The 13,413-nt window shown below is 45.8% G+C and carries 14 protein-coding genes and 1 tRNA gene; 1 reads left to right on the top strand and 14 read right to left on the bottom strand.

Annotation, left to right across the window (positions count from 1 at the left end; genetic code table 11):
• The first annotated feature begins 140 nt into the window (after positions 1-140).
• Positions 141-866: an IS21-like element helper ATPase IstB gene (gene istB / locus FZD51_RS24910; protein ID WP_148977140.1), complete on the top strand. Its 726-nt coding sequence runs from the start codon at positions 141-143 to the stop codon at positions 864-866.
• 330 nt (positions 867-1,196) lie between these two features.
• Here istB and FZD51_RS24915 read toward each other — a convergent pair whose 3' ends face one another.
• The 14 genes from FZD51_RS24915 to sdhA all read right to left on the bottom strand — a co-directional run bounded on the left by FZD51_RS24915 (position 1,197) and on the right by sdhA (position 13,413).
• On the bottom strand, positions 1,197-1,907 hold the full coding sequence (locus FZD51_RS24915) for a tyrosine-type recombinase/integrase (RefSeq protein WP_262381109.1): 711 nt from the start codon (positions 1,905-1,907) through the stop codon (positions 1,197-1,199).
• Positions 1,908-2,051: 144 nt separating this feature from the next.
• Positions 2,052-2,216 carry a hypothetical protein gene (locus FZD51_RS26750; RefSeq protein WP_262381110.1) on the bottom strand — a complete coding sequence of 55 codons (165 nt, stop codon included), beginning with the start codon at positions 2,214-2,216 and terminating at the stop codon, positions 2,052-2,054.
• A gap of 156 nt (positions 2,217-2,372) precedes the next feature.
• Positions 2,373-2,446: transfer RNA gene (locus FZD51_RS24920), tRNA-Arg, on the bottom strand.
• A 164-nt stretch (positions 2,447-2,610) separates the two neighbouring features.
• A complete protein-coding gene (locus FZD51_RS24925; protein WP_148977141.1) occupies positions 2,611-3,135 on the bottom strand; it encodes a metallophosphoesterase in 525 nt (174 codons plus the stop codon).
• The gene (locus tag FZD51_RS24930) at positions 3,128-3,742 is read right to left on the bottom strand and encodes an XTP/dITP diphosphatase (RefSeq protein ID WP_148977142.1); all 615 of its coding nucleotides are present in this window, start codon (positions 3,740-3,742) and stop codon (positions 3,128-3,130) included. The genes FZD51_RS24925 and FZD51_RS24930 overlap by 8 nt, the downstream gene beginning before the upstream one ends.
• Before the next feature lie 19 nt (positions 3,743-3,761).
• Positions 3,762-4,505, bottom strand: coding sequence for a ribonuclease PH (gene rph / locus FZD51_RS24935; RefSeq protein WP_148977143.1), 744 nt, complete (start codon positions 4,503-4,505; stop codon positions 3,762-3,764).
• 118 nt (positions 4,506-4,623) lie between these two features.
• Positions 4,624-5,694, bottom strand: a complete 1,071-nt coding sequence (locus FZD51_RS24940) for a GerMN domain-containing protein (protein WP_148977144.1) — start codon at positions 5,692-5,694, stop codon at positions 4,624-4,626.
• Positions 5,695-5,908: 214 nt separating this feature from the next.
• Entirely contained in the window at positions 5,909-8,068 is a 2,160-nt protein-coding gene (recQ, locus tag FZD51_RS24945) for a DNA helicase RecQ (RefSeq protein WP_187445895.1), read from the bottom strand.
• A 247-nt stretch (positions 8,069-8,315) separates the two neighbouring features.
• The gene (gene racE / locus FZD51_RS24950) at positions 8,316-9,116 is read right to left on the bottom strand and encodes a glutamate racemase (protein ID WP_148977146.1); all 801 of its coding nucleotides are present in this window, start codon (positions 9,114-9,116) and stop codon (positions 8,316-8,318) included.
• A gap of 10 nt (positions 9,117-9,126) precedes the next feature.
• A complete protein-coding gene (locus tag FZD51_RS24955; protein ID WP_022544251.1) occupies positions 9,127-9,588 on the bottom strand; it encodes a MarR family winged helix-turn-helix transcriptional regulator in 462 nt (153 codons plus the stop codon).
• Between the two features lie 228 nt (positions 9,589-9,816).
• A complete protein-coding gene (gene gerE / locus FZD51_RS24960) occupies positions 9,817-10,041 on the bottom strand; it encodes a spore germination transcription factor GerE (RefSeq protein WP_009796032.1) in 225 nt (74 codons plus the stop codon).
• 259 nt (positions 10,042-10,300) lie between these two features.
• Entirely contained in the window at positions 10,301-10,765 is a 465-nt protein-coding gene (locus FZD51_RS24965; protein WP_148977147.1) for an acyl-CoA thioesterase, read from the bottom strand.
• 122 nt (positions 10,766-10,887) lie between these two features.
• Positions 10,888-11,649: a succinate dehydrogenase iron-sulfur subunit gene (gene sdhB / locus FZD51_RS24970; protein ID WP_009796030.1), complete on the bottom strand. Its 762-nt coding sequence runs from the start codon at positions 11,647-11,649 to the stop codon at positions 10,888-10,890.
• A 3-nt stretch (positions 11,650-11,652) separates the two neighbouring features.
• Entirely contained in the window at positions 11,653-13,413 is a 1,761-nt protein-coding gene (gene sdhA / locus FZD51_RS24975) for a succinate dehydrogenase flavoprotein subunit (RefSeq protein ID WP_148977160.1), read from the bottom strand.

Raw genomic sequence — 13,413 nt, forward strand, 5'->3', positions numbered from 1 at the left:
AGCAAGCTTATTGATTACACATGATATGAAGCAAATAAACGAAGAATTTTATGATCTCATTGCCCAGCAGAAATTAGGGGCCGAAGAAGATCCCTACGGGATTAATATGGTGAAATATGATGCCCTAGCGGAGGTACCTTATGAGCACTCAGTTACGAAGTAAATGCAAGTCGTTGAGGCTAGCTTATGTTCCAGATGTCTACGAGAATATCCCCTTCGAAAGTAGGGAGCAATTTCTAAACGATATTTTTGATGAGGAATTTAGATTAAGAGAAGCAGCAAAGGCTCAGCGGCTAATGAAGAAAGCAAAATTCTTAGATAAGAAAAATCTCGAGACCTATGAATGGAACGACAAAATACACTTTCCTTCACATCTTACCAAAGGAGAACTGGTGGACCTTCACTTTATAAATCAGAAGCAAAATGTTGTCCTTGTGGGAACTCCAGGCACTGGTAAAACCCACGTGGCCACTGGATTAGGAAGGAAGGCTTGTGAGGCAGGATACGAAGTGGGATTCTATCGTGTATCCCATCTAGTCGAGGAATTGGAAAAGGCCCTTCGGCTCAACCGCCTGGCCCAGTTTAGAAATAGGATACAAAAGTTGGATCTCATTATTCTGGATGAGATGGGTTACCTGCCTTTCAGCAAAGAAGGAGCAGAGCTGCTTTTCCAATTGATTTCCGAGTGCTATGAGCAAAAAAGCCTCATCCTAACATCTAATTTGGAATTTAGCCAGTGGAACAGAATATTCTCAGATTCGAGACTGACAGCAGCTTTAGTGGATCGCTTGATCCATCATGCGCATATCATAAGTTTTCATGGCGAGAGTTACCGTCTTTCTAATGCACTTTCCAAAAGAAGGTAACTATCATGGGTGGCAAACCTCTGCAGTTTTTATTGCATTACTCTGCACTTTTTTCTTGCAAAATACAACAGGGACAAGATCATATAGTGGTTTTTTCTTCAACAGATCTTTTACCCTGAATAAAAAAGACCCTCTTTAGCCTTAAAAAACCAGATAGAATTAATAAATTCATTAGAACCACTGAAACCTTATTATAATTTAACAGTGTACTCAGCTATGAAAATAAAAAAGAGCAGCAGGGATAGCCTACTACTCAGTCGTTGAATTACTTTCCAATCTATAGTTAGCTGAAAAGGCTGTTCTCCTACCATTGTCTAACCTTTTTCCAGCTCATAAAAATTCCCTAAGATTCTTTGCAACTTCCTCAACATCTAAATCTAAATACTGAGTTGTAACTGCTAAATTTGAATGTCCCAGAGCTTTAGAAATTAATGCAAGGTTTGCCCCTTTATTCAACAAGCTTTTAGCATAACCCCTTATGAGGGCATGAGGATTAATATTCTGTAAGTCATACTTTTTAGCATATATCTTTAACTGTTTAGAAATTGCATTATTTGTTGACTTAGTATTTAGGGATGTACCTTTGTAACTTATGAATAAGTAATAGTTTTTTTCGCCATAGTATGCTCTTATTTTGTTATTCTGTGTAATCAGAACCTTAAACAATTTCAGCAATTCATCATCAATAGGTAGCTTTAACATCTTATGGTTTTTTAAAATGGTGCCATCCATACAAAGCAACTTATTTTCAAAGTCAATATGTCTATCTTGTAGTTGCCCCAGTGTATTGATCCTTACTCCTGTCTTATAAAGAGTAAGGACTGCCAGAGCATCTCTTAATCCAATAAAGGTATTTAAGTCTAACAAAGACAAAAGAACCATTACATCATCTTTCTTAACACCTTTTTTAACCTTCTTTTCAACTTTAATGTTAATTCCATGCCAAAACTTTGAGCTAAACCAACCATTATTAAAGCACTTGCCTAAAATAGCCTTTAGGCACTTTAGCCTTGTCAGTTTAGTCTGATTGAATACAGCCATAGAATCAAGCCAACAGTAGATAGTATCTGTTGTCCTCAAGGTATTCTACATTTGTAGACTTCCTGAACTGAGCCATATAACTGGTATAATCAGTAATAGTTCTTTCTCTATAGCCACTTACTTTCATCTGCTGAATGATAATTTTCATGACATGACACTGTCTAAGTCTCTGCCATCTTTCTGACTTGATGATGCTGTTTTAGAAGATGATGCAGCTAGGAGCTTTTCCTGTATACCACCTGTGCCTGATCCTTGTTTAAATAGGCTAATGTCTGCCTCAACCTCAAAAATACTTTTCTTCTTTGTCATACAGTCTCCTCCAATATAGGTAATGGAGGTAGTAGAACAATGCTGAGATATTGTAGGTACAAAAAAAGGATACTCCCACAATGTTATAATCTGTGTTAGCATCCCTTATCAGTCCAAAACCCTTTCATATCAAGGCTTTTGACTGTAAAAAGTTAGCGTCCCAGGAGAGATTCGAACTCCCGACCGACGGCTTAGAAGGCCGTTGCTCTATCCTGCTGAGCTACTGGGACATTATTTTAATAAGTTATCTCGAAGACATTTTTTATTATAGTAGACAAATAAATGAAAGTCAACAGCTTTTCAGGAAAAATATAATAAACCTGGCATCATTTTTTCCGGCAATACACATTTGCTTATTGCTAGAGGGGTTTCCCCCTCATACAATAAACGGATTTCATCCCCTTTCCGGAATCTGAAAAGTCTGTGACAGCTTTTCAAGCTTTCCGGCTTCAAGGTCATATATATTCACACGGATTTCCCTCCCTGCCGTTTCCAGCAGGAGATAGGTTCTCTCATAGCGCCCTCTCGGCAGCCTCAGGCTCCCCGGGTTCAAAAACAGCCTTCCATCAATCATTTCTGCCCCAAGCTCATGCGAATGTCCGAAGCAGATGATATCTGCTCCTTCCTCCTCGCCTTTATACTTCAGCTTCATAAGGCTGCTTTTCACCCCGTACAGATGCCCATGGGTAACAAAAATCGTCAAGCCTCCAAGGGTTTTGGCAAAACGGTCAGGATAGGCATCATCATAATCGCAATTTCCCCTTACTCCAGCAAAACCCGACATAGAGGGATGTCCGGCAGGCAGCTCGGAATCCCCGCAGTGAATCATGAGATCAGCATCATTTCCATGCCTCTCAGCGAGCTGCGCAACTTCCTCCTCCAGCCCATGGCTGTCGCTTACGATCAGTATTTTAGCCATTGGCTCCATCACCTTTAAAAAGGGTTCCCAGACTGTTTTCGAGCTTTTCAAGGGCTTTGGCCCTGTGGCTGATCCGGCTTTTCTCCTCAGGAGGGAGTTCTGCCATGCTTTTATTTTTTTCAGTCACAAAGAAGATCGGATCATAGCCAAACCCATGGCTGCCCCTTTTATCAGTCAGAATCCTGCCCTCGCACGCTCCGGAGACTGTGTAAGCTCCCTTCCCTGGCACCGAAACAGCCAAGGCGCAATAAAATCTGGCTGTCCTTTTTTCTTCCGCTACACCTTCAAGCTCTGCGAGTACCTTTTGCATATTTGCTTCATCACTTTTCGCTTCGCCTGCGTATCTTGCCGAATAGATGCCTGGACGGCCCTCAAGGGCATCGATCATAAGGCCGGAATCATCGGCAATGACGATTTTTCCAAAAGCTTTAGAGACAGCCTCTGCTTTTAGGACTGCATTTTCCTCAAATGTGCTTCCAGTCTCTTCAATATCCTCAAATTCAGGAAAGTCGAGAAGGGTTTTCACTTCATAGCCCAGAGGTTTGAACATCCGGCTGAATTCCTTCGCTTTCCCCGCATTTTTCGTTGCAATAATAACTTCCTGCACAGTTTTCATCTCCCTGGATTTACTTTGCGATCTGTGAGCTGATTTTTTCGCCGAGCACTTGCTTTTGGATATCAAACAGCCTGCCTACGCCTTCTTCCGCCGCTTTTAACAGCTCCGTCAGCTGGCTCGCTGAAAATGTTGCTTCTTCTCCTGTACCCTGAAGCTCCACAAATTCGCCATTGCCTGTCATGACCACATTCATGTCGACTTCCGCCTTGGAGTCTTCAGCATAATTCAGGTCCAGGACCACCTGCTTGTTTGCAAGGATTCCCACACTTGTAGCTGCAAGGAATTGCGTAATCGGGAATTTTGACAATTTTTTATTGCTATACAGCTTTTCGACAGCAATAGCCATTGCGACAAAAGCGCCTGTGATGGAAGCTGTCCTTGTCCCGCCATCGGCTTGGATAACATCGCAATCCAGCCAGATTGTTCGTTCACCAAGTGCCTCAAGATCCACGACTGCCCTTAATGCCCGTCCGATCAAACGCTGGATTTCCATTGTACGCCCGGTGATTTTCCCCTTTGCGGCTTCACGGATATTCCTTTGCTCTGTTGCCCGGGGCAGCATGCTGTATTCAGCCGTAATCCACCCTTTTCCTTCCCCTCTCATGAATGGAGGCACCCGCTCGTCGATGCTGGCTGTGCAAATCACCTTTGTATTGCCCACACTGATCAGTACAGAACCTTCAGGATGCATCAAATAATTCGTTTCAATATGTATCGGCCTTAACTGCAGCTGTTCACGCCCGTCTTTCCGCATATTCATTCCTCCTTTGAACCTGATCCGGCTGTCTGTAACCGGAATCCAATAAAGAAGAGGCGGCAAATAATTGCCTACCTCTATCCTTGTCATTATATAGTATATCAAAAAAGTTTTTTTAAAAACTACCTGTATTCACATTTTCAGGCCGTGTTACCGGTTCGGTCAGCTTTTCGCCATTTTCATCTACCAGCTCTGCCTTCCCATTTACAGTGACCGCTACACTTTCAATGCCCTTTTGTTCTGTCAGGGACAGCACTAGTGAATTAAGCAGGTGCTGGGAAATGATTTTTTCTTCAAAGCTGCCATAAACGGATTCATTGAAATCCAATGTTGCCAGTCCGTTTTCGATCTTAGGGTCGCCAAGGAGCTCAACCTCCGGCATAAAGTCTGTAAACAGATTGGAAGTAAAGCTTGGGCCTTTGACAAGCTCCTTCACTACCGCTTCAACCTGATTGTCTTCCTGGGCGCTGATGCGCTTTGTAACTGGTACATAATAATAGGCTCCTTCTTCACCGCCCAGATAATAAACCGTCAGGGATTTTGTATTGGAAATATCCACTGCATCGGACGTGTCCATATTGATGCCCTTTGACCTGGAAAGGGTTTCGCTGATCGGCGTCCCGTTTACAGGCATTTCTGTCAGTGCATGGCCATTCATCTGGAGTTTTACTTTCTCGATCGAATCGAATTGTGTGAGCGTCCAGGTAACAGATTCAAGGATTTTTTCTTCATCCTCGGCCTGATAGTCTCCGAACTCCTTCGAGAAATCAACGGTTGCCACTTTATCCTTCACGTTTACGCTTATTTTCGTATCTGCAGGAAGGACGGCCCTGAAGTCATTAGGCAGCATATCGGTAACTTTCCCATTCTGCACAAGATACTCCAAAGCCTGTGTTGCAACAGACTCTGTTTTTGGCAGGGTAAGCGTCTGAGGCACGACATAGCCGTTTTTATCGATCAGGTACAACTCTGTCTGGACAGTCCCCGCAACCTCTGCCTCTTCACCAGCCTGCTCCGTTTCAGTTCCAGCTGTTTCCTCAACAGCTGTTTCATCCTCTGTATAGCTGACCTCTTTCGGAGGATCGATCTTTTCTTTTTCCCCGATCCCGAACAGCCCGCATCCGGATAAAAGCACAGAAGAAGCCAGTACGGCTGAAACCATTGTTGTCTTTTTATTTATAGACATATTAAATCCCTCCCAGAACAGTTTGTACTACATATATACGAGCCTTCCGGAAAAATAGACCCGTGAGAGAAAAAAAAATAGGACAACTGAAATGTGGAGGGCGCTTGCCCGTAAAAAAACTAAGACTAAAAGGCTCTGAAACCGCTCATTCCCCGCTTTCTGCCCAATACAAACAAGCAGGCCCTGTAAAGGCCTGCTTGTTTTACCATACTTATCATGAAGTAACGGCGGCTTCATTCTTCACCAGTACTGCTTTGATTGTAAAATAGTCGATTTCATCCCCGAGGAGCTCTTTAATGGGCTTAAGTTTTACATCTCCGCTTTCACCGGCGGCCGAGAGGATCTTCTGCTCTGTTTCCTCATCAAACAGCTCAGACCAGTTGAAAGGATTTCCCTCAGCCGCTGCCCGGAGGACATGGTTCTGGACGGTCACTAAAGAAAAGCCGCGCTGCTTGGCAATCTCTTTGATGCCCATCCCCTCCATATAGTGCCTGTAGGAAACCATATAGCTTGGCTCCTCATCAGCCTTGAGCCTGTCCGCCTGCTTTTCCTCTTTCGGCGGGAGGGCAGACGGCGGTTCAATATTGTTTTCCTGCATATATAATTTAATTTCCTCAGCGAACATGCTGCCGTATTTATCATACTTCATCTGCCCGACGCCTTTAATCTGCAGCATAGACTCTCCATCAGCCGGGTAATATTTGCTCATTTCGCGCAATGTGCTATCAGGGAAAACCACATATGGCGGGATTTTCCCTTTTTCAGCCACCTGCTTCCGCAATGCACGCAGCCGTTCAAACAGGTTATGGTCCCCTTCAGCTTCAGGCTTCTGTTCGATCGCCTTTGTCTTGCGCATCATGATCGTTTCCTGCCCTTTAAGAACCCCTTGGACCCTTGATGTCAGCATGATTACCGGATATTTACCGTCTGTCAGGCTGAGGAAGCCTTCAGCAAGCAGATAATTGATAACAGCAGCAATTTCTTTTTCTGCACGATTTCGCATCAATCCATAGGTAGACAACTCATTGAAATTCATATCACGGATTCTTTTATTATTGGAACCTTTCAGCACCTGTGCTGTCAGACTTACGCCAAAGCGCTCACCCATACGTTTTATGCATGAGAAAATCATCTGTGCTTCAAGTGTAATATCAATTTTCTCTCTGTCATCCATGCAATTGCTGCATTTTCCGCAGCGGCTTTCATCGCTGCCATGGTCGAAGTACTCAATAATGTAGGATTGAAGGCATTGCTCTGTATGGCAGTAGTTCACCATCCGGTTCAGCTTGCTGAATTCAAGCTCCCTGTTCCGGCTGTCCAGGCCGGTTTCCTCGATCAGGAACTTCTGCAGCTGGATATCCTGCTGGGCAAAAAGAAGGATGCATTCACTCTCCTCCCCGTCACGCCCGGCCCTGCCGGCTTCCTGATAATAGGCCTCAATATTCTTCGGCAGGCTGTAATGGATAACAAACCGGACATTTGATTTATCAATCCCCATGCCGAACGCATTGGTGGCCACCATGATGTCTGTCTGATCATGGACGAAATCATTCTGGGCCGTTTTTCTGTCTTCCTCATTCATGCCGGCATGGTAGCGTGAAGCGGGGATATTGTTCCCCTGTAAAAATTGCTGCAGCTGATCGGTTTCCTTGCGGCTCGAGGTGTAAATAATACCCGGCTGTCCTTGATGCTTACGTATATAACTTGCAATGAATTCTCTCTTGTTGACGCCTTTGGCCACTTTAAAAGCAAGGTTTTCCCTCGCGAACCCGGTAATGAAAATATCTTCGTCCCTGATCTGCAGCAGCCCGCAGATATCATTGGCCACATCCTCTGTCGCAGTGGCGGTGAGTCCGACAAGGATCGGCCTGCCGTTCAACTGCCCGAGCGCAGGAATAATGGAACGGTAGCTCGGCCTGAAATCGTGGCCCCATTGGGAGATACAATGTGCTTCGTCGAATACAATCATCGAAATATCGATGGAATTCAGCAGATGGATGAATCCCGAGGAATCAAAACGCTCCGGCGCAGCATAGACCAGCTTATACTCTCCATTCCGGATCCCTGAGGTCCTTTCCATCAGCTCCTGCTGTGTGAGGCTGCTGTTTATGAAAGTGGCGGACACGCCTGCTGCAAGCAATGCGTCTACTTGGTCCTTCATTAAAGAAATGAGCGGGGAAATGACGATGGCGGTGCCAGGCATCGCGAGTGCGGGAATTTGAAATGAGAGGGATTTTCCTCCTCCTGTCGGGAGGATGCCAAGAGTATGGCGGCCATTCATGACATTCTGAATGATTTCTTTTTGGCCATTACGGAAGGTGGAATAGCCGAAATATTGCTTTAGCAGCTTTTCCGCTTGTTCTATCAATATCATCACCTTTTTCTTTTAGAGATACTAGAATTGTACCATTTTCGGAAGCCTTATGCCTTTATTTCTGCTATTAACTTTTTTGCTTTGTTAAACATTGCTGTTGATTTTGGGCTCAGTTCAGCCAGATATTCAGCTGTGCTGAATTGCGTGTGAAACAGAGTTTCACACGCATGAGCCCAAAATCAACAAGGTACATTAACACAGCCTGACTTTTAAAAAATATGAACAGCAAAAGCCCCCAAAAAGGAGGCTATGCTTCCAGCTTTATTTTTTCAATATGGTCAATCGGCCTTTGCAGCCATTGGCCCGCAATCTTCGTAAAAATGCTTATAGATCCTGTTGCAAAATATTTATGGACAGGCTCGTCCGCACTTTGATTGAGCAATCCCCGGTAGTCAAGTATGGTGCTGACTTCCCTTGCGGTCTCTTCACCTGAGCTGATCACTTTCACACCCGGTCCCATGAAATTTTTAATCAGGGATTCCAGCAGCGGATAGTGCGTGCACCCAAGGATCAGTGTATCAAGATCTTTGTTCCTTAAAGGCTTCAAGGTTTCAGCAACAATTTTCTTGGCTACCGCACTCCCATATTCCCCGCTTTCCACAAGCGGGACAAATTTCGGGCAGGCAAGAGGTTTCACACATACCTTCCTGTTGATTTGCTTAAGGGCCTTTTCATAGGCTTTGCTGTTGACCGTGCCGATTGTGCCGATGATTCCGATCTTATTGCTCTTGGACACCTTTAAAGCCGCCCTTGCCCCGGGATAAATGACGCCGAGGACAGGAATGGGAAGCTTTTCCTGTATTTCCTCAAGCACGACCGCTGTTGCCGTATTGCAGGCAATCACAAGCATTTTAATATCCTGAGTCAATAAAAACTCAGTCATCTGCCATGTAAACCGCCTTACTTCTTCAGCCGTCCTCGGCCCGTAGGGGCACCGGGCAGTGTCTCCCAGATAAACGATATTCTCATTCGGCAGCTGCCTCATGACTTCTTTTGCCACTGTCAGGCCGCCGACCCCTGAATCAATGATCCCAATTGGTTGCTTCAAACATACCGCCTCATTTTTCGCGCATATCTTGGTGTAATTGCGTTAAGTTGTTCTTCAGTACGGTTACTTCGTCCTTGGAGAAATTCTTGAGAACCTCGCGCAAGTAGATCTGCCTCTTCACAATAACCTCTTCGATGATCCGCTCTCCCTCCGGCAGCAGATGGATGCGGACGACCCGCCTGTCATTCGGGTCCTTCACTCTCTGGACGAGCTCATTTTTTTCCATTCTGTCCACAAGGTCCGTCGTTGTGCTGAAGGCTAAATACATTTTATTAGAAAGCTCGCCGATTGTCATGTCCCCTTCCTCATGCAGCCACTGCAGGGCAACAAACTGGGGAGGCGTAATTGTATAATTGCTTAAGATTTCCCGGCCTTTTTGCTTAATGATGCCGGATATGTAGCGAAGGTCTTTCTCGATATCTGCAACAATATCAATCGTTTCTTTTATGTCTTTATTATTTCCATGCGTCATCCCATACAACTCCCATTTAAGCAATTCCAGTCTTTATGCAGGCGGTAAGATTGCAGCTCTTTGCTTTATTGTCTACTTTTTTCATCCAATTTTCAAGATGGAAATCCAGGCAATGCAAGAAAATGCGTCAATTCTGCAGACTGCACGTCCTGCCGGCCGTCTCTCTCCTGAAAAACTGCCCTCTAAAATATGATAACCGGCAACCTTATCCAAGATTGCCGGCCATAATCAAAGTTCTAGCTCTCCCATTCGAAGGAGCTCTACAACGGCTTGAGAACGCCCCTTAACGCCAAGCTTTTGCATAGCATTTGAAATATGGTTGCGAACCGTCTTTTCGCTAATAAATAGTTCACCAGCGATTTCTTTCGTTGTCTTGTCTTGAACTAATAGCTCGAATACTTCTCTTTCTCGTTTGGTGAGTAACGGCTTGTGAGTATATTCGTTCTCCTTCAAGTATTGTAACCCTCCTTGCCTTCGCCAGCTATGAACCGCGGGATGGGTATATATTTAGTCACCATATCATATGTAATCTGTACTGGCGGAGTGACTGCATTTACTGGAAGGAGAGATTATTTTTACTAAAAGGGCTATTGCCTGGTCTAGTTGGGGTCCGCGCCATACAGCCACATGATTTATGATTCATGCTCCATACACCTGCTCCCCCAATTATATGCAGCCGCAGGAGCAGGTGTGAAAGAACTGCTCCTGCGGCTTAAGCGTGGATGGTTTTTCCGGCTGAAAGAAGATTCCTCATTTCCTCTGTCCAGGGTACGCCTTTTCCTGTTTCCCTGGAAATTTGCACGATTGTCCCCCTGCCCGCAAAGCAGACTGCTCCATCTTTCCGTTTTGCCATATAATGAAGATCTGCCGAGGACCGCCCAATGCTTTCTGCTTTTACATGGATGCTGAGGCTTTCATCGAAAAATGCCTGCTTCAGGAAATCGCACTGCAGATCGGCTACAACAGGAATCGTTTCGCTCCCAGGCTTCACCCATTCCTGCATGAAGCCGATGCTCTTGAAGAACTCTATTCTTGCTTCCTCAAAATACGTGAAGGGTACTGTGTTATTCAAATGGCCAAACATATCTGTTTCTGAGAACCGGACCTTGACAGGATGGGAAAATACAAAGCTTTCCTCCCAAGTCTCAAAGTCATCAACATAATTCATTTTACTCATGAGGCCGCCTCCAATAATGAATGAACATTCAGTCGTTTTATATCATTATAATTTCTTTCACCGGATTTGGAAACATCAAATGCACAAAAACCCCCTTTCAGCCTGAAAGGGGGTCTGTTCTATTAAGCCTGATCGCTTCCGAAGAAGCTTCTGAATGACTGGATTGTTGTATCCCGGTTCAATGCTGCGATTGAGGTAGTCAAAGGGATGCCTTTCGGGCAGGACTGAACGCAGTTCTGGGAATTTCCGCAGTTCGCCAGTCCGCCATCGCCCATGATCTGCTCCAGGCGTTCGGATTTATTCATTTCACCAGTTGGATGGGCGTTGAACAAGCGCACCTGTGATAACGGGGCAGGACCGATGAAATCGGCTTTGCTGTTCACATTCGGGCAGGCCTCAAGGCAAACGCCGCAAGTCATGCACTTGGACAGCTCATAAGCCCACTGGCGCTTCTTCTCAGGCATGCGCGGTCCAGGTCCAAGATCGTATGTTCCGTCAATCGGGATCCACGCTTTCACCTTCTTCAGGGAGTCGAACATGCGGCTTCTGTCTACCTGAAGGTCGCGGACGACAGGGAATGTACGCATCGGCTCAAGCCTGATCGGCTGCTCGAGTTTGTCGACAAGCGCTGTACAGGATTGGCGCGGCTTGCCATTGATGATCATTGAGCAGGCGCCGCATACTTCTTCAAGACAGTTCATGTCCCATGCGATCGGCGTCGTGCTCTCCCCTTTGGAATTGACCGGGTTACGGCGGATTTCCATCAGCGCTGAGATAACGTTCATATTCGGGCGGTAAGCCAGTTTGAACTCTTCTTGATAAGGGGCTGAATCAGGCGAGTCCTGCCGGGTGATTTGAAATGTAACTGTTTTGTTTTCAGACATCGTTTATTTTCCCCCTTTCTTCTTCGTGTAATCACGTTTACGAGGCGTGATCAGGCCTGTATCTACTTCCTCGTAATGGAATTGAGGCGCTGAATCAGGACCAGCGAATTTTGCCATCGTCGTTTTCAGGAACTCATCATCATTACGGTCAGGGAATTCCGGTTTATAGTGCGCCCCGCGGCTTTCATTCCGGTTATAGGCACCAATTGTGATGACCCTGGCAAGCTGCAGCATGTTTTGAAGCTGGCGTGTAAAGACAGCTCCCTGATTGCTCCATTTTGCTGTGTCATTGATATTGATATTTTTATAGCGTTCAAGCAATTCTACGATTTTTTCATCAGTTTTCAATAGCTTATCATTATGGCGGACAACCGTTACATTATCTGTCATCCATTCGCCCAGCTCTTTATGGAGAACGTATGCATTCTCTGTTCCATCAAGGGACATGATGCTGCTCCATTTTTCTTCTTCCTGTCTGACATACTTGTCGAAAACGGAAGACGAAACATCTTCTGCACTCTTTTCAAGGCCGGCGATATATTCGAGCGCTTTCGGACCTGCAACCATTCCGCCGTAAATGGCAGACAGAAGGGAGTTGGCGCCCAGGCGGTTTGCACCATGCTGGGAATAATCGCACTCCCCTGCTGCAAATAATCCTGGGATATTCGTCATCTGATCATAATCTACCCACAGTCCGCCCATCGAATAGTGTACGGCAGGGAAAATTTTCATAGGGACCTTGCGAGGATCATCCCCCATGAATTTTTCATAGATTTCAATGATTCCGCCAAGCTTGATGTCAAGCTCTTTAGGATCTTTATGGGACAGGTCAAGATAAACCATGTTCTCGCCATTGATGCCAAGCTTCTGATTGACGCAGACATCGAATATTTCACGTGTGGCGATATCACGCGGCACCAGGTTTCCGTAGGCAGGATATTTCTCCTCCAGGAAGTACCATGGCTTTCCATCTTTATAGGTCCATACACGGCCGCCCTCACCGCGTGCCGATTCACTCATCAGGCGCAGTTTGTCATCCCCCGGGATGGCTGTCGGGTGGATCTGGATGAATTCGCCGTTTGCATAATAAGCTCCCTGCTGATATACGATCGATGCAGCAGACCCTGTGTTGATGACAGAGTTGGTTGATTTTCCGAAGATGATGCCCGGGCCTCCGGTTGCCATGATCACGGCATCCCCTGAGAACGATTTAATCTCCATGGATGTGAGATTTTGAGCAATTACCCCGCGGCAAATGCCTTCATCATCGACGACAGAGCCAAGGAACTCCCAGCCTTCATATTTTGTTACAAGGCCAGCCACCTCATGGCGGCGCACCTGCTCATCCAATGCGTACAAAAGCTGCTGGCCGGTCGTGGCGCCTGCAAATGCTGTACGGTGATGCTGGGTTCCGCCGAAGCGCCTGAAGTCCAGCAGTCCTTCCGGTGTACGGTTGAACATGACGCCCATGCGGTCCAATAGATGGATGATTCCCGGCGCTGCTTCAGTCATGGCCTTTACAGGCGGCTGATTGGCAAGGAAATCTCCCCCGTAAACTGTATCATCGAAATGCTCCCAAGGTGAATCCCCTTCACCCTTTGTGTTGACCGCTCCATTAATACCGCCCTGGGCACAAACAGAGTGAGAACGTTTAACCGGGACAAGAGAAAATAATTCAACCGGAGTCCCTGATTCTGCTACTTTAATTGTTGCCATCAAGCCGGCCAGTCCGCCGCCGACAACGATTACTTTTCCTTTACTCAT

It is taken from the genome of Bacillus infantis (genome assembly GCF_008180445.1).
GTDB classification, from domain to species: domain Bacteria; phylum Bacillota; class Bacilli; order Bacillales; family Cytobacillaceae; genus Bacillus_AB; species Bacillus_AB infantis_B.